Here is a 15,874-nt window from a genome sequence, read left to right as displayed (position 1 = left end):
AGATCTATTCATTCTTCATGGCATGAAATAATTCCTTCGTGTTTGGCAGATTTTAGGTGAATCAGCTCTTGATCGCCCCGGAGGTCAGGCCTGCAATGACCCAGCGGCTGAAGAGAAGGAACACGATCAGAAGGGGCAGCGTCGCCGTAAACGTCGCGGACATGATCATGCCGTAATCGAGCCCGTCGCGGTTAGAGAACAGCTGCTGCAGTGCGATTTGGATCGTAAAGTGCTCACTGTTCTTCAGCACAACGAGCGGCCAGAAGAAGTCGTTCCAGACGTTCATAAAATTGAGAATGCCAAGCGTCGCCATGGCCGGCGTAATGACAGGGACCGCTATGCTCCAGAAAATCCGGAAGTGCCCGCCGCCGTCGATCCGTCCGGACTCGATCAGCTCGGAGTGGACCGCCGTGGAAATATACTGCCGCATCCAGAAGATCCCGAAGGCGTTCACCATCGCCGGCACGATCAGCGCCTTGTACGTATCGATCCAGTGCAGCTTCGCCATGATGATGTACGTCGGTAACACGCTCAGCTGGGTCGGCACGAACAGGGTCGCGATCACGAAGTAAAAGAGCGCATTTTTCAGCGGAAAATCGTACTTGGCAAAAGCGTATCCGGCCAAGGTGCAGAAGAACACCACCGACACGGTCACCATGGAAGAGACAAAGAGCGAATTGAGCAACGCGCGAAAGAAGTCCGTCCGCTCCAGCACCCGCTGGAAATTGTTCAGAAATTCGCCGCCGATGGACAGCATCGGGGGAATATGAAATACCGCCCCGCGGTCATTCGTCGCAATGACAAACATCCAGTAAAAAGGAAAGATCGAGACCAGCGCCCCGAGCACGAGTAAAATGTAAAAGAGCGTTTTGCCGATGATTCCCGTATCCCCCGGCGTCCGGGAAGAAGCTGTATGAAGTGAACTCATGCCTTACCACCTTCCGTATCTCCGTTCATCCGTCCCGACACCCACATGTTAATCATGGAGAAGATGATCGTAATGATAAACAGCATGACCGCCGTGGCCGCCGCCGTTCCGAAAAATCCGTTGCGGAAGGCTTCGCTGTACAAATAAGTCACCATCGTGATCCCTTCCTGGCGGGTCGATCCCGTTCCGGACTGCCCCAAATAGACGTACGGCTCGGTAAACAGCTGGAGTGCGCCGATGGTCGAGATCAGCGTCACGAAGACGATAAACGGCTTTAGCAGCGGCAGCGTAATGTAAGCCAGCTGCTGGCGGCGGTTCGCCCCGTCGATCCGCGCGGCTTCGTACAGGTCCATCGGAATGCTCTGCAGGCCGGACAAGAAAATGATCGCGTTGTAGCCCGTCCAGCGCCACATGACCATGGTGGAGATGGCGATTTTGACGCCCCACCAGCCGGAGTTAAAGGCCACGCTCTCCAGCCCCAGGCCGTTCAGCATCCAGTTGATCATGCCGTTGTTGCCGAACAGGGTGCTGAATACGAGTGTCACAGCAACGATCGACGTAATGTTGGGCATGAAAAAGAGAACCCGGAACGTCTTCTTGAACCGGGTCATCGCCGAGTTAAGCATCACCGCCAGCAGAAGCGCAATAATCAGCTGCGGGACGGTGCCCATCACGCCCATGATGAGCGTATTGGTGAACGAGATCCAGAAGGTCGGATCGCTCGTGATCAGGTCGTAGTTTTTCATCCCGACGTATTTCATCGGGCCGAGCGCATCCCACTTGTAGAAGGATAAATAAATCGTAAAGAATATTGGGTACAACCCGAAAATGGCGAACAAAATAAAAAAAGGCGAAATAAACGTATAGGCTGTCATCCGGCTCCGCCTTTGCTCCGTCAGAAAAGGCTTCTTGCTGCTCCGGGCCTGCGAAGCGATTACGGTTTCTGCCATGCTGCACCTCCGCGGTTCTCATAGGATCATCCAAACCCGCCAGGCGCGGCCCTGCGGCCGTCCTGACGAATTTGGATGCAGACTTAATGCTACATTTGAATTTCCGAAAAATGGTTAGCTGCGTTCCGCCAGCGTTTTGGCTTTCTCGACGGCAGCGTCCCATTCTTTGGCCGGGTCGGCTTTTTTCTCGAGGACGTTTTTCAGCGCATCCTTGAAGAACGTATCCGTCTGGTCATGCAGCGGACCGTAGTAGACCGGTTTGACGCGCTGTGCGGCTTTACCGTATTCCACGGCCGTCGCCTGTCCGCCGAAGAAGTCGTCCTTGAAGCCGGTGAAGGCCGCATCCGTATACAAAGCAGGAATCGAAGGCATCAAGCCTTTGGATTTGAACGATTCCAGCTGATTCTCCTTGCTGTCAAGCCAGGCGATGAATTCGTAAGCTTCCTTCGGATGCTTGCCCTGCTTCGGCAGCGTCAGGAAGGAACCGCCCCAGTTGCCCGCGCCTTCAGGCAGCTGTGTAATTCTCCACTTGCCGGAGGAGTCCGGTCCGTTGGTCTTGATGTTGCCGGCCATCCAAGCCGGTCCAAGCATGACGCCGAATCCGCCGTCGTTGGTCGCCTGACCCCATTCCGGAGACCACAGCAGCGTATTGCCGATCCAGCCTTCCTGAATGCCTTTGACCGTAAAGTCATAGGCTTTCTTCACCATCGGGTTTTTGTCGCCGATGAAGGAGCCGTCCGCCTTGCTGAAATAGATTTCGCCGTCGGATTGGTCACGAACGCCGTTGTAGACCAGATCCGTCAAATCCGCAAATGGCTTGCCGGTTTTCTCTTTGAACTGCTTTGCCACGGCAGCGAATTTATCCCACGTATCGATCGCCTTGCCGAATTCTTCCGGATCGGTCGGCAGCCCCGCCTTCTCCATCAAATCGGTGCGGTAATACACGACGGTCGGGCCGATGTCGGTCGGAAGCCCGATCTGGAAGCTGCCGTCCTTGGACGAGCCCTGCTTCCATTTCCAGTCCAGGTAGTTGGCGGCGATATCTTTAGCCCCTAAATCATTCAGGTTGTAAAATTTGTCTTCCGCCGTAATGAACCGCTCCATGAAGCCGATCTCCAGCATAAAGATGTCCGGAGCTCCGGATCCGGCGGACAAAGCCGTCGTCAGGTTGTTATGGTGCGCAGTCTGGTCGGAGGTGTTCTGGAATTTGATCGTAATGTTGGGATGCTCTTTGGTGTATTCTTTGCCGAGCTCCTCATAGTTGGTCGTGCCGAGCGACCAGAAGGACAGCTCGATCTTCTCGTCCGAGCTCGTCTTTGAGGAATCGTCCGTCGTGGCCGCCGGCTCCGCCGTTCCTTCTGAGGAACCGCTGCCGCTTTTACTGCCCCCGCCGCAGGCGGACAAGGATACCATCAGGATGAGCGCAAGCAGCATGACCGGCCATTTCTTGCCTTTTCTCATTTGTTTAATGCCCCTCTCGAAAATAGGTTGATTTACAAGGATCAGTCTACCGGATCGCTTTCCAAATTTTGAGGAGGCAATATTGCGATTTAGGGTTGAAATTATTACGGTGGGGATGCGCTGTACAAAGTGTTGGGAAAGTATGTTGGAGAGGAATCTCAGCTTGGAGGTAAATTTCGGAGTCCTTAACAAACGACAAAAGACCTGTACGGCCTATCTGCCGGAACCGGCAGCTGCCACACAGGTCTAATTTGGAATGATCAAGCGATACTGTTCTCTACGACTTCCCGTCCTCCAGGGATTTGCTTTCGGAAGCTCCGTCCCCTTCGGCTCTCTTCATATATTTATCATACCGGTCATCAAGCTCCTTCGCCATGCCCCGGTAAATCTTCGTTTCTTCCACGATCGGGTCCATCTTCGTCTGGATCCGGATTTCATATCTCGGAGAAATGAGCTCGCGCTCCTTCTCTTCACGGTCTTGCTGCTGCTGCAGCTCGCCTTCGGTCAGCATGTCACTGAGCTGCCGCTCCAAATTGTCCTTCTCACTCATGGGTTGACACTCCTTTGCGCTGTACCGGTGGCCTGCCACCGCGTGAATAAGATCGATTACGTCCTTTGTTTGGTTAACCCGATTCAAGCCTAATGAAACAGCCTGACAGTCAAGCTCAGCCTCTGAGTCTCCGAACTATTCGCCGGTCCCCTTCGCTTCCTTCAATGCGCCGACCAGCTCCTGCTGGATCAGCCCGTTCGTGGCGACCACATGGCGTACGCCCAGATGATAAGGATTGCCGAGCGTATCCGTGATGCTGCCGCCGGACTCGGTGATCATCAGCGATCCGGCCGCCAGGTCCCAGGCGTTCAAGCCGACTTCCCAGTAACCGGTAAGCCGCCCGCTGGCAACATAAGCCAGATGCAGGGCTGCAGAGCCCCCGGAGCGGATGTTGCGCACCCGCGGCGCAAGGTAATTGAGTCCGGCCATATTTTGCGGAAGCGTCGTATCTCTTCCCACCGGAAAGCCTGTTGCGAGAAGGCTCTCATTCAGCGTTTCCTGCTGGGAAACGGACATGCGCTTGCCATGCACATAAGCGCCCTTGCCCTTCTCAGCCACAAACATTTCATCGCGTGAAGGATCATAAATGACGCCGACGATCACTTCACCTTTATGCGCCAAGGCAATGGATACGGAAAAGAACGGATACCCGTGAACATAGTTCGTCGTTCCGTCCACCGGGTCCACGATCCACAAGTATTCTTCGTCCAGCGCCTGCTCAAGCGCTTTCTTGGAAGCCTCCGGCCCGGGCTCGACCCCTTCCTCGCCAAGAAGCGCATGATCCGGAAAATGAGTGAAAATCAGCTTGCGGATCATTTGCTCGGCGCCCTTGTCCACTTCAGTGACCAAATCCGGCGCTCCGGACTTGGTATCCAACTGTTTTACCGTGCCCAGTTTACTCTTAATCCATTCGCCTGCTTTCGAGGCGGCGTTAATCGCTACAGCCGTAAAGCTCTTGCTGGTTACGACATATGGTACCTTACCCTCTTGGTTCAAAGCATTCACTCTACTTTCTGATTAGATCTGTACTTTGGGACGGCCCCGTCCGCGGGCGGAGCCAAGACACTCATGAACACAGCTCCCGTCCCCGTGTGGATCAGCTTATAACGTTACACCGCTGATTCTATCTCCTAAAACTATACGTATAGACTCCGGCAAAGTTTCGCCCGATTCGGACCGGGAAACCGATTTCCACATTGGCCCCAAAGGTGATGCCCGTAAAGAAATCAACCTTATCTAGGGTGTAATCTCAATACTCGCACCATCCAGAATACGCACTCCGTCACCCTGATATGCCTGCAAATCCTCCATCAGCTTGAACAGCGCCCCGTCCTTGGCTTTGGCTTCAATCATGACATCCACGGCAGGTGTGTCTCCCGCAATCTTCCGTAAAAAGGTCAAGAGCGGCTCCATCTCGACGTGATCGGCATGGCCGCGCGGGTCCGACTCGCTCTTGGGGCTGGACACGTGAATTTTCGGCGGAAGCGGCTTGTCCTTCGCCGCATCGGCCTGCGCCAGCGGCGTCGACCAGGTCTGCAGGATGTCCGGCCACAGCTCCCAGGGCTTCTCCCCATCATTATTGACCCATTGGTGGTGAATATCCAGCACCATCGGCAGTCCGACATGCTGACAGACCTCAAGCGTCTCGACGGCCGTAAACGTCTTGTCGTCGTTTTCCAGCGTCAGCCGCTGCTTGATGTCTTCGTCCAGCGCGGCAAAATGCTCCTCAAACCGCTGCGCCGCAGCGGTTTTGTCACCATAAGCTCCACCGATATGTATGTTGTTCTTCGCTGTCGCGTTCAGTCCCATCGCTTTCAGCATCGTGACATGGTGGCGGAGGTCGCGAATGGAGCTCTCCAGCACCTCGGCCCGCGGCGTGCTGAGCACCGTGAAATGATCGGGGTGAAAAGACACCCGCATGTCATGCTGCTTGACGTAATGGCCCACCTCGGCAAACGGCTCGCGAAGGGCATCATAGGGGCTCCAATCGCTTAGGTCCGAATGGGTCGCCAGCGGAATCAGTTTGGAAGAAAACCGGTACACATGAATGCCGCTGCCGTTGTTATGCTTCAGCAGCCGCAGCGTGTTATGCAAATTTTCGGCCGCGATCCGCTCCAATTTGCGAATGGCCGCCTCCCGGTCGTTCAGTTTGGTGAAACTGGCCATCGTCATCGTTTTGGAGGGAGATGCATCTTTTATTACAGTTGACATCGCCACGTATCCGAAACGGACCCTCATCATTGGCTTCTACTCCTCTTGGTTATAAAATCATCCTTAAGAAGTATGTTCCCCAAAAAACATTTCGTAAGCCAAATCGGTCTGAATCCGCGACTCCTCGTCGGTCAGCTTGCGGATGAGCTCCATTTCGACCTCCGTAACCTCCTGCCCCTGAAAATTGATCTCAGCGATGCAGCCGACGATCTTAACGATTGCCACCGCCACGTTGTTTGGGGTATAGGCAATCACTTTCTGGCCTGTCGGGAAGACGCGGAAGCCCTGCTTGACCATTTTGCCACGTCCGTATTCGAGCAGCTCGTACAGCTCCTGGTCGCTTTTGAACTTGCACACGGAATTGAATTCGGTCTGGAAACCCATCATTTCATCTCCTTCTCCTGATTAAAATGGAAAAGGTACCCGGCCTATACTGCAGAGCCGGCCGGATACCTTATATGGTGTTGCTGTACGTCTAACCGTTCATTCAGGCGGACCTTCACTCAAGCAATCTCGCAGCGCCAAGTTAAATGTCGTTGGCAAAAACCAGCGACTGCTTGCTGTTGTAGCGCTCCAGCGCCAGCTCGATCATCCGGTCCAGCAGCGCCTGATAGCCGAGGCCCGTTTCACGCCAGAGCAGCGGATACATGCTGTATGGAGTGAAGCCCGGCATCGTGTTGACCTCATTGATAAAGATGGCGCCGTCCGATTTACGGATGAAGAAATCGGCCCGGGTAATGCCGCTGCCTTCGATCGCCTGAAAAGCAATCAGGGCGAGCTCCCGCAGCCGGTCCGCCGTCTCCGCATCCAGCGAAGCCGGAATGACCATTTCAGATTGCCCATCCGTATACTTCGCCGCGTAGTCGTAATAATCGCTGGAGGAAATAATTTCTCCCGGCACAGATGCCATCGGCTCGTCATTGCCGAGCACAGCCACCTCCACTTCGCGCGCGTCCACAAACTCTTCGACGATGACTTTGAGGTCATAGCGGAAAGCGAGCTCAACCGCCTGCTCCAACTCCTCGCGGTTTCTCGCCTTGGAGATGCCAACGCTCGATCCCAAATTCGCCGGTTTTACAAAGCATGGGTATCCAAGGTCGTCTTCGACGCCCATGATCAGATTGAAGCTGCTGCGCTCCCACTGCGATTTCGTGAAAAAGCGGTAGCCGCATTGAGGCAGGCCCGCCTGCGCAAACAGCTTTTTCATTACGGCCTTATCCATTCCGGCTGCGGAAGCCAGGACTCCGGCGCCTACGTAAGGAATGTTCGCCATTTCGAACAGACCCTGGATGGTTCCGTCTTCCCCAAAGGTTCCGTGAAGAAGCGGGAACATCAGGTCGATGCCGGCCTCACCGCCGTACAGCCTGCTGAAAATCGCTCCCAGCGCCGCTTCCGTGCCCTCCTGGCTCTGTTCCAGCTTCAACTGGTCCAGCTTGCCGAGGGGAGCCTGCAGCGTCGTTCCTTTTCTCCACTCGCCTTGCTTCGTAATATAAAATGGAATAAGTTCGTATTTATCATAATCAAAGGCGTTCATCACCGCAAAGGCCGTCTGCAGCGATACCTCGTGTTCTCCTGATTTACCGCCGTACACAAGGCCTACGGTTGTTTTGTTGTTCCCCATGCCAAACCTCTCTTTTTCCTCATGATTGCAGGTGTCCTCCTGCCGCTGTTCATATACCATTATAATGGCTTAGAAGTAGTCCGGGATATGTAAAAAACGGTATACGGTGTTCTCCGACCAGGCGTAGGAGTCCTTGTAGTCCCAGAAACGGTGCTTGCTGCTGACCGTATGGGCGTTAACCAGCGGGCTGCCGCCGGCATCAAACGCCGTGACAATCGTGCTGTGCTGGAAGGAGCCGTCGCCGTCCCAGTCATAAAAAATGACATCGCCCAGCATCAGCTGCTCGGGCCGCTCCACCAGCTCACCGCGAAGCCCCCAGCTGCTTGACGACAAAAAGGACTGCAGCGCGTTCGAAACCGCCCAGCTGTAGCTCCACCACTCTTTGCTCCCGACATATCCTTTGTACCACCAGCCCGATTCTCTTTTACCAGTATAGTGGATTGGAGCGCCCCCTGCAAAGAGGCATTGCGAGATGTAATTGGTGCAGTCCACCTCGAATACGGCAAACTCCGGATTGCTGGTTTCCCACCACTCGTCGGCATAAGCCGCCGCTGCCGCGCGGTTGTAGCGCGATGTTTTGCGGCCGGGGCCGCCCTGCAGCACCTCAGCGTTCAGGTAAGGCTTTGACCCGCCGCTGGAATAGGCGTAGGCCGGCTGCCCGGTGTGCACGGCAGGGATGCCGGCGGCCGGATGCTTCTCCGGCGTCAGCTGCTCCACCGACACGATCACCCAGGCGTCCCCATCCCGGATCAGGGTCAGCCTCTCCCGCTGGATCATTTCCTCCACATGATTGACGCCGCCCTTTTCGTAGAACAGCTGCACATACAGCTGCACGTCGATGACCGCCTCCTTCGGGGTATCGCGGATCGTCCGCAGCAGCTTGGCCCTCGTCTCGCTGCGAAGCGGCCTTGCCCCCCTTGCGGCATACCATTGTGACAGCCGGGAAGCCCGCTCACTCCTTGCCAATAAATAAGCCGGATCCGTCACGACCTGATCTGTATGTTGTGACCGGTAATCGATCTGATGCTGGTTGTATTGATTTACATAGGCGTACAGCGTCTGCTTCCATTCCTTCTCCATTCCCATGCATTCCCCTTTCACCCGTTTCGTTAACCCGAAATATGTTGTTTCGGCTGCGTATATTCCACTATATGAAAAAAAGGGTGCACCTATGAACCCTGGTCCATTTTCGCGCGGCGGAGGTCCGCCGGAAGGCCGGAAGCGGACAAGCTGCGCATGCCGTCCCGCCAGTGCGCTGAACCAGTCCCGGCGCAGATCGGGGGAACGTTTTCCCGTACTTTTGCCGCCTCGGTCTCTTCATATAAATAGACGCAAAAAGTACTTTACTCCCCGGCTTGTAAACGGTATACTAAAAGCGAACCTCACTATTTTGAAATTATGTTTCATCTAGTGAAACAAGAAACGGCAAAGTGATCGCCCTTATCGCTCTCACCCAAGCCACCTGAATGATGACTGTTTTGATGATCCACAGTAAGCAGAGGAACCGAATTACGATCAAGGAGGTACATGTAATGACAGCAAAGGATCAATTCTCCACGGCCCGCAGTCTGGAAGTCGGAGGCAAAACCTACCGTTACTACAGCCTGCAGGCTCTTGAGGAGCAGGGACTCGGCAGCATTTCCAAGCTTCCGTTCTCCATCAAGGTGCTTCTGGAAGCCGCTGTCCGCCAATTCGACGGACGTGCCATTACCCAGGAGCATGTATCGCAGCTGGCCAAATGGAATGAAGGACGTGACGATAACAAGGAAATCCCGTTCATTCCAGCCCGTATCGTATTGCAGGACTTCACCGGCGTACCGGTCGTCGTCGACCTTGCGGCTATGCGCGACACCGTGAAGAAAGCCGGCGGGGATCCGAAGAAGATCAACCCGCTCGTTCCGGTCGACCTCGTTATCGACCACTCCGTTATGGTTGATGCGTTCGGTACCAGCGACGCCCTCAACTACAACATGCAAGTGGAGTTTGAGCGCAACGAGGAACGCTACCGCTTCCTGCGCTGGGCCCAAACGGCATTTAACAATTTCCGCGCCGTTCCTCCGGGAACCGGGATCGTTCACCAGGTCAACCTGGAATATCTCGCATCCGTGGCGGCGACCAAAACAACCGACGGAGAAACGGTCGTATATCCGGACTCCCTCGTTGGTACGGACTCCCATACTACGATGATCAACGGCCTCGGCGTTGTCGGCTGGGGTGTCGGCGGGATCGAAGCCGAAGCGGGCATGCTCGGACAGCCGCTTTACTTCGTAACGCCTGACGTTATCGGCTTTAAACTTACAGGCAGCCTGACGGAAGGCGCTACGGCGACCGACCTTGCGCTGACCGTTACCCAAATGCTCCGCAAAAAAGGCGTTGTCGGCAAATTCGTCGAGTTCTTCGGACCGGGTCTGGCCAACATCAGCCTCGCGGACCGCGCAACGGTAGCCAACATGGCACCGGAATACGGCGCAACCATCGGCTTCTTCCCTGTCGATGACGAGACGCTGGCTTATCTGCGCAACACCGGCCGTACCGATGAGCAGGTTGCTCTGGTAGAAGCCTACTACAAAGCACAGAACATGTTCCGCACCGCGGAAACCGAAGATCCTGAATTTACGGACATCATCGAACTCGACCTGGCCTCGGTCGTACCGAGCCTTGCCGGACCGAAACGCCCGCAGGACCGCATCGAGCTGACTCATATGAAGGACGCCTTCAACGACATCGTCCGTACGCCGATCGAAAAAGGCGGATACGGCCTCAGCGATGCCAAGATTGAAGAAAAAGTGTCCGTGAAGCATAAAGACGGATCCGTCAGCGAAATGGGAACCGGCGCAGTCGTTATCGCGGCGATCACCAGCTGTACGAATACGTCGAACCCAAGCGTTATGCTGGGCGCAGGTCTCCTGGCGAAGAAAGCCGTGGAACGCGGCTTGAAGAAACCGGGATACGTGAAGAGCAGCTTGACACCGGGCTCCCTCGTCGTTACGGATTACCTGGAAAAAGCCGGACTGCTTGAGCCGCTGGAAGCCCTGGGCTTCTACGTAGCGGGCTACGGCTGCGCAACATGTATCGGTAACTCCGGTCCGCTTCCGGACGAAGTGAGCCAGGCCATCACCGACAACGACATGACCGTCGCTGCCGTGCTGTCCGGTAACCGTAACTTTGAAGGACGCGTCCACGCGCAGGTTAAAGCCAACTACCTGGCTTCGCCGCCGCTCGTTGTCGCTTACGCACTGGCAGGTACGGTCAACATTGACCTGCAGAACGATCCGATCGGTTACGATCCGAACAACCAGCCGGTTTATCTGAAAGATATCTGGCCGACTTCCGCGGAAATCAGAGAAGCGATCGGCTTGTCCGTCAGCCCTGAAGCGTTCCGCCGCAAATACGCGAACGTGTTTACCGCCAACGAGCGCTGGAATGCGATTCCGGTTCCGGAAGGCGAGCTGTACGAGTGGGACGACAAGTCCACGTACATTCAGAACCCTCCGTTCTTCGAGAATCTCGGAAACGGCTTGGCCGACATCGAGGATATCAAGTCCGCACGTGTGCTTGCCCTGCTGGGTGACTCCGTCACGACGGACCACATCTCCCCTGCCGGCAACATTTCGCCGACCAGCCCTGCAGGTCTGTACCTGAAGGAGCATGGCGTTGAACGCAAGGACTTCAACTCTTACGGTTCCCGCCGCGGTAACCACGAGGTCATGATGCGCGGTACGTTCGCGAACATCCGCATCCGCAACCAAGTGGCGCCGGGCACCGAAGGCGGCGTTACGACTTACCTGCCTACGGACGAAGTCGTGTCCATCTATGATGCTTCCATGAAGTATCAGGACAACGGACAGAACCTGGTCGTTATTGCCGGTAAAGAATACGGTACGGGAAGCTCCCGCGACTGGGCAGCCAAAGGTACGTTCCTGCTCGGCGTCAAAGCCGTTATCGCCGAAAGCTTTGAGCGGATTCACCGCAGCAATCTCGTCGGCATGGGCGTGCTTCCGCTGCAGTTCCAGGAAGGCCATGGCTGGAGCAGCCTGGGCCTTACCGGCCGCGAAACGTTCGACATTGTCGGACTCAGCAACGACATCAAGCCGGGCGAGAGCCTGACCGTCACCGCTACACGCGAAGACGGCACCAAGTTCGAATTCCCGGTAACGGCCCGTCTGGACAGCATGGTCGACGTGGATTACTACCACAACGGCGGCATTCTGCAAACCGTGCTGCGTCAAATGATCGCCAACCAATAATTATCGTTAAATAGTAAAGCCCCGCAGTGCCATGGACATGGCCTGCGGGGCTTTATTTATCATACTGCTTATTCTTTGATACCATGGGACGTTGAATAACTGTCGATGATGACGATCGTATCCACGATTCCGTCGTACTCCAGCGCACTGAAGATCAGCAGATTTTTGGCTTCCTTATCGTTCTTGGGCTTGTTCTCCTTCAGAAGCACCTGCTTTTTCATATCAAAAACATACGTTAATTGGGAATCCGGTATGGTCGGCATATGAACATCCCCGTAAATACTTTCGAACTGGTCTTTGTGCATGCCGATCTCGGCATCTAAGGCAGTTTTATAATGATCCTTCGCTTCTTCCTCGAGCCGGATAGCGGCAACCTTGCCGTCCCGATAAAATGCGTAGACACCGAAGGCATATTCAAACTCTCCCTTTCTCCTTTCTTTGCCCTGTCCCAATACGGCCTCAGCGTCCGCCTGCTTCATTCCATAATACACCTTTCGTCCATCCGCCTTGCTGACGATGCCCAAATCCTCCACGGTCAACTTCTTTTCATCCTCCTTTTCGCTGCTGCTGCAGCCTCCCAATGCCAGGACAAACAAGATCATTAGAATGCAAGCGGTTCTCATGATTTCCCCCCTCGTTTGGATTTACTAAATTTTACAACAGCTGGGGCGGTTCGCCAATCACGATTCCGGAATCATGGCACTACGTCATCTGATGTTTCATTTACCTAGCAACGGGGTAAAAAAGATACACAATCCCCGTGACGGACTTTGCGTCTTCGGATCAGACTTCATTAAACTTGCTTCACGAAAATCTGTTTCCAAATCCCTGGCATAAGGAGGCCTGGAGAATGATACATATGCACGGCATCATGCCCTATCACCCGTCTTACCCTAAGCCGCAGCCCGTTAACCGGCCGGTGAAGGAAGATACGGACAAGAATAGGAGCTTTCAAGAGATTTTGCAGGAGAAAATCAGCCAGAACCGCTGATGCACCAAGGTCGCGCTAGTCGGGCGCCAGGCGGAATCACAATCACGCCGATCAGCTGTATAAATTAGAAAGACCGTGCGCATGATGCGTACGGTCTTTCTCTGTTCCGGTTAACATTAAAATTGCAAATACTTATGCCGACACCCGGCCGCCCGGCAGTGATCTTCGATAATGGGTGGACAAAAAAGCCATATACTTTTTAAGACCTATCCAGCTGAAGTATGCGATCCCTCCAATGATGGCGCCAACGATCGCCGCGACCACCATGCTGTATTCCGTCGGGACCTCCATGCCGGGCACGCCCATACTGATCCAGGTCGCGCCGAAAGTACGAATCACGCCTGCGACCAGAATCAACAAGGTGCAAAAGCCAAAGCCGTAGGCAATCACGGCAAGGACCGGGATGACCATGATGCTCAGCAGCCCTGTCGTGCAGTAGAACAACGCCATAGCCAAAATATCGCTGAAAGATCCGCTCCGATGCCCCTCGATGAAGTGCTGGCTCCGATACGCCTTGGCGAGCTTGCGGGGATCGCCCAAACGCGACAGGATCGCCGCCTCCGGCTGCCCGTTCGCGATGCCTTCTGCAATATGGCTCTCGATTTCCATAACAGCATCCATCCGCTCTTCATCGGGAAGCTTCTCCAAGTACTTGTTCAATTTCTCTAAATAAGACCTTCCATATGGGCTGATCATAAGATCTCTCCTCCATAGATTTGAATTTGATCGACGCTCCGGCTGATCTTGTTCCACTCCGCAGACATCATCTCCACCAGCTGGTGCCCCGAAGGGGTCAGGCTGTAATATTTGCGCGGCGGACCTGCCTCCGATTCCTTCCAGAACGATTCGATGTATTGATCCTTTAGCAGCCGCCGAAGCAGCGGATAGAGCGTTCCCTCCGTCACGGCAAGCGGCTCCCACTGATCCAGCAGCGTCACAAGCTCGTATCCGTATCTCGGCTGCTTGGCGATAAGCTGCAAAATGCAGTATTCCAGGATGCCTCTGCGGACCTGTGAAGTCCATTCCGACATTTCCATTTCGTTTGTCCGCTCCCTTCGTCACAATAATAACACCAGGTACTTTGCATTGCAAGGTACTATGTCAAAATAGTTTTGAAAACTGATTACAGTCATACGCGCGATGGTTCTGCGAACTATTTACAACGATATGTTCATTAGTTTGGCGAACTGATTTCAGTCATGCGTCCATTAATTCGGGCGAACTGATTTCTGTCATACGTACCTTAATTTGGTGAACTATTTACAATCTTACGTGCACTGGGTTGGCGAACTATTTACAATCACATGCGTAACTGTTATATTTGTTGTATAACAGATGTTCATACTCTAACAATAAATACGACCTACGCAGCATGTTGATGAAAGGAGGGCTCATCATTGATTATCCGGTTGGATATGCAGTCCGACGTGCCCATTTACACACAGCTCATGAATCAGATCATCGAAGGGATCGCCAGCAAACAGCTGGCCCCGGGCGAGTATCTTCCCTCCGTCCGCAGCCTTGCCTCGGATATCGGTGTGAACCTGCACACCGTTAATAAGGCTTACACGCTGCTCAAGCAGGAAGGGTTTATCCAAATTCACCGGCAAAAAGGGGTCGTCGTGAACCCCGACGGCATGCCGGGAATCACCCCGGACTATACGCACAAACAGGAAGCTCAGCTTAGACCCGTCATCGCCGAAGCCATTTGCCGGGGCATGGATAAAGCGGAGCTGCTGCGGGTCGTGGAAAGCTTTTACGACGAAATCACCCAAGAACCAAAGGAGAATGCCTAATGTACTGGATATCCGTTTTGTTTCTGATTGCCATGTTCGTTCCCCTGTCGCTGTCTCTGATCTGCATGCCTTATTTGACGCGGGAAACCGTCAGCTTCGGCGTATCGGTCAGCGAAGCCGTGTATCACAGCGCTCCGCTGCGCCGCATGCGCAGACAGTATGTATGGACCAGCTCAGTCGCATATGGCGTGCTGCTGATCGCCTGCCTCCTCGCCATGCTGACTGTGCCGGAAAAGCAGCAGCCTTCCATCATCTCAGGATTCGTAGTGCTGCTGATCGCCGCTTCGGCAGTCATCAATCTGATTTTTTATACGAAAATGAAACGTTACAAAGCCACGCTTCCCCAGGAGACGTTGAACCCTTCCGTCGTGGCCGTGGATACGTCATTCCGCAGCGGGAACAAGCTGGTCTGGTCGAATAAATGGTTTCTGATCCATGGAGCCGTTGCATTGATCAGCGCCGCCCTGGCCCTGGCTTACTACGATAAAATCCCCGACACGCTGAACATGAAGTTCAACTGGCAGGGCGAAGTGACCCGAACGGCGGCCAAATCGTACCGGACGGTTCTCGGCCTGAACTTGATGCAGCTTGTCATGATCGGAATCTTTATGACCACGAACTGGTCGATCCTCCGCAGCAAGCAGCAGCTTGACCCGGCCAATCCGCAGCAGTCGGTACGCCGTAACGCTGCCTTCCGCCGCAGATGGTCCATGTTCAACGTCGCGGCCGGCCTCATGATGGTGCTGCTGTTCTCGTTCGTTCAGTACAACATGATCTATCCGCTGAGCCGGGAGGTTATGATGCTTGTCAGCCTGATGATGCCCCTTCTGATCGTCGTGCTGGCCATCGTGCTGGCCTTTTCCACCGGCCAGGGCGGACGGCGGATCGGCGGTCCATCTTCCGGTTCCGGGGCGACGCATGTCGTTAATGATGATAAATACTGGAAGCTCGGCAATATTTATTTCAATCCGCAGGACCCCGCCCTGTTCGTGGAAAAACGTATGGGCATCGGCTGGACGGTCAACTTCGGCAGACCCGGCGCCTGGATTTTCCTGATCGGTATCTTAGCTGTGATCATCATCGCTGCCCGAGTTGCAAGTTAACCCGCCGGAACGCGAT

Annotated in this window: 16 protein-coding genes; 4 read left to right on the top strand and 12 right to left on the bottom strand. The window is 54.5% G+C overall.

What is annotated here, in order from left to right:
• Window positions 1–61: 61 nt before the first annotated feature.
• The 9 genes from ABID47_RS21285 to ABID47_RS21245 form a co-directional block, all read right to left on the bottom strand.
• The gene (locus tag ABID47_RS21285) at window positions 62–928 is read right to left on the bottom strand and encodes a carbohydrate ABC transporter permease (RefSeq protein WP_145138069.1); all 867 of its coding nucleotides are present in this window, start codon (window positions 926–928) and stop codon (window positions 62–64) included.
• On the bottom strand, window positions 925–1,878 hold the full coding sequence (locus ABID47_RS21280; RefSeq protein ID WP_116234332.1) for a carbohydrate ABC transporter permease: 954 nt from the start codon (window positions 1,876–1,878) through the stop codon (window positions 925–927). The genes ABID47_RS21285 and ABID47_RS21280 overlap by 4 nt, the downstream gene beginning before the upstream one ends.
• Before the next feature lie 114 nt (window positions 1,879–1,992).
• Entirely contained in the window at window positions 1,993–3,339 is a 1,347-nt protein-coding gene (locus ABID47_RS21275) for an ABC transporter substrate-binding protein (RefSeq protein WP_354499650.1), read from the bottom strand.
• A 277-nt stretch (window positions 3,340–3,616) separates the two neighbouring features.
• A complete protein-coding gene (locus ABID47_RS21270; RefSeq protein WP_354499648.1) occupies window positions 3,617–3,889 on the bottom strand; it encodes a hypothetical protein in 273 nt (90 codons plus the stop codon).
• 135 nt (window positions 3,890–4,024) lie between these two features.
• On the bottom strand, window positions 4,025–4,885 hold the full coding sequence (locus ABID47_RS21265; RefSeq protein WP_076175801.1) for an inositol monophosphatase family protein: 861 nt from the start codon (window positions 4,883–4,885) through the stop codon (window positions 4,025–4,027).
• A gap of 240 nt (window positions 4,886–5,125) precedes the next feature.
• The gene (uvsE, locus tag ABID47_RS21260; protein WP_354499732.1) at window positions 5,126–6,127 is read right to left on the bottom strand and encodes a UV DNA damage repair endonuclease UvsE; all 1,002 of its coding nucleotides are present in this window, start codon (window positions 6,125–6,127) and stop codon (window positions 5,126–5,128) included.
• Window positions 6,128–6,163: 36 nt separating this feature from the next.
• A complete protein-coding gene (locus ABID47_RS21255; RefSeq protein ID WP_076175803.1) occupies window positions 6,164–6,484 on the bottom strand; it encodes a hypothetical protein in 321 nt (106 codons plus the stop codon).
• A 142-nt stretch (window positions 6,485–6,626) separates the two neighbouring features.
• A complete protein-coding gene (locus ABID47_RS21250; RefSeq protein WP_354499646.1) occupies window positions 6,627–7,721 on the bottom strand; it encodes a D-alanine--D-alanine ligase in 1,095 nt (364 codons plus the stop codon).
• Window positions 7,722–7,790: 69 nt separating this feature from the next.
• Window positions 7,791–8,801, bottom strand: a complete 1,011-nt coding sequence (locus tag ABID47_RS21245) for an amidase domain-containing protein (RefSeq protein ID WP_435530649.1) — start codon at window positions 8,799–8,801, stop codon at window positions 7,791–7,793.
• A 452-nt stretch (window positions 8,802–9,253) separates the two neighbouring features.
• Here ABID47_RS21245 and acnA point away from each other — a divergent pair, with 452 nt between their 5' ends.
• Window positions 9,254–11,968 (top strand): aconitate hydratase AcnA, encoded by a 2,715-nt coding sequence (gene acnA, locus ABID47_RS21240; protein WP_354499642.1) that lies wholly within the window; start codon window positions 9,254–9,256, stop codon window positions 11,966–11,968.
• 68 nt (window positions 11,969–12,036) lie between these two features.
• On the opposite strand, the gene ABID47_RS21235 is transcribed toward acnA, so the two are convergent.
• Complete coding sequence (locus ABID47_RS21235) at window positions 12,037–12,591, bottom strand: hypothetical protein (RefSeq protein ID WP_354499640.1); 555 nt, start codon at window positions 12,589–12,591, stop codon at window positions 12,037–12,039.
• Between the two features lie 227 nt (window positions 12,592–12,818).
• On the opposite strand from ABID47_RS21235, the gene ABID47_RS21230 reads away from it, so the two are divergent.
• A complete protein-coding gene (locus tag ABID47_RS21230) occupies window positions 12,819–12,959 on the top strand; it encodes a hypothetical protein (RefSeq protein ID WP_167527130.1) in 141 nt (46 codons plus the stop codon).
• A 132-nt stretch (window positions 12,960–13,091) separates the two neighbouring features.
• On the opposite strand, the gene ABID47_RS21225 is transcribed toward ABID47_RS21230, so the two are convergent.
• Window positions 13,092–13,655 (bottom strand): DUF1700 domain-containing protein, encoded by a 564-nt coding sequence (locus ABID47_RS21225; protein ID WP_354499638.1) that lies wholly within the window; start codon window positions 13,653–13,655, stop codon window positions 13,092–13,094.
• Window positions 13,652–13,996 (bottom strand): PadR family transcriptional regulator, encoded by a 345-nt coding sequence (locus ABID47_RS21220; RefSeq protein ID WP_163882830.1) that lies wholly within the window; start codon window positions 13,994–13,996, stop codon window positions 13,652–13,654. The genes ABID47_RS21225 and ABID47_RS21220 overlap by 4 nt, the downstream gene beginning before the upstream one ends.
• A gap of 360 nt (window positions 13,997–14,356) precedes the next feature.
• Between ABID47_RS21220 and ABID47_RS21215 the strand changes: the two genes are divergently transcribed.
• Both ABID47_RS21215 and ABID47_RS21210 read left to right on the top strand, forming a co-directional pair.
• A complete protein-coding gene (locus ABID47_RS21215) occupies window positions 14,357–14,755 on the top strand; it encodes a GntR family transcriptional regulator (RefSeq protein ID WP_116234324.1) in 399 nt (132 codons plus the stop codon).
• Window positions 14,755–15,858 (top strand): DUF1648 domain-containing protein, encoded by a 1,104-nt coding sequence (locus tag ABID47_RS21210; RefSeq protein WP_354499635.1) that lies wholly within the window; start codon window positions 14,755–14,757, stop codon window positions 15,856–15,858. The genes ABID47_RS21215 and ABID47_RS21210 overlap by 1 nt, the downstream gene beginning before the upstream one ends.
• The last annotated feature ends 16 nt before the right edge of the window (window positions 15,859–15,874 follow it).

The organism is Paenibacillus favisporus (assembly GCF_040545415.1).
Classification (GTDB): Bacteria; Bacillota; Bacilli; order Paenibacillales; family Paenibacillaceae; genus Paenibacillus_AQ; species Paenibacillus_AQ favisporus.
Note: the sequence above shows the minus strand (reverse complement) of the source record. Positions and strands in the feature narration are given on the sequence as shown.

Excerpts from the sequence above, each read along its gene's own strand:
- ABID47_RS21285 (WP_145138069.1), bottom strand. The coding sequence starts at position 928 with ATGAGTTCACTTCATACAGCTTCTTCCCGGACGCCGGGGGATACGGGA.
- ABID47_RS21280 (WP_116234332.1), bottom strand. The coding sequence starts at position 1,878 with ATGGCAGAAACCGTAATCGCTTCGCAGGCCCGGAGCAGCAAGAAGCCT.
- ABID47_RS21275 (WP_354499650.1), bottom strand. The coding sequence starts at position 3,339 with ATGAGAAAAGGCAAGAAATGGCCGGTCATGCTGCTTGCGCTCATCCTG.
- ABID47_RS21270 (WP_354499648.1), bottom strand. The coding sequence starts at position 3,889 with ATGAGTGAGAAGGACAATTTGGAGCGGCAGCTCAGTGACATGCTGACC.
- uvsE (WP_354499732.1), bottom strand. The coding sequence starts at position 6,127 with ATGAGGGTCCGTTTCGGATACGTGGCGATGTCAACTGTAATAAAAGAT.
- ABID47_RS21255 (WP_076175803.1), bottom strand. The coding sequence starts at position 6,484 with ATGGGTTTCCAGACCGAATTCAATTCCGTGTGCAAGTTCAAAAGCGAC.
- ABID47_RS21250 (WP_354499646.1), bottom strand. The coding sequence starts at position 7,721 with ATGGGGAACAACAAAACAACCGTAGGCCTTGTGTACGGCGGTAAATCA.
- ABID47_RS21245 (WP_435530649.1), bottom strand. The coding sequence starts at position 8,801 with ATGGAGAAGGAATGGAAGCAGACGCTGTACGCCTATGTAAATCAATAC.
- acnA (WP_354499642.1), top strand. The coding sequence starts at position 9,254 with ATGACAGCAAAGGATCAATTCTCCACGGCCCGCAGTCTGGAAGTCGGA.
- ABID47_RS21235 (WP_354499640.1), bottom strand. The coding sequence starts at position 12,591 with ATGAGAACCGCTTGCATTCTAATGATCTTGTTTGTCCTGGCATTGGGA.
- ABID47_RS21230 (WP_167527130.1), top strand. The coding sequence starts at position 12,819 with ATGATACATATGCACGGCATCATGCCCTATCACCCGTCTTACCCTAAG.
- ABID47_RS21225 (WP_354499638.1), bottom strand. The coding sequence starts at position 13,655 with ATGATCAGCCCATATGGAAGGTCTTATTTAGAGAAATTGAACAAGTAC.
- ABID47_RS21220 (WP_163882830.1), bottom strand. The coding sequence starts at position 13,996 with ATGGAAATGTCGGAATGGACTTCACAGGTCCGCAGAGGCATCCTGGAA.
- ABID47_RS21210 (WP_354499635.1), top strand. The coding sequence starts at position 14,755 with ATGTACTGGATATCCGTTTTGTTTCTGATTGCCATGTTCGTTCCCCTG.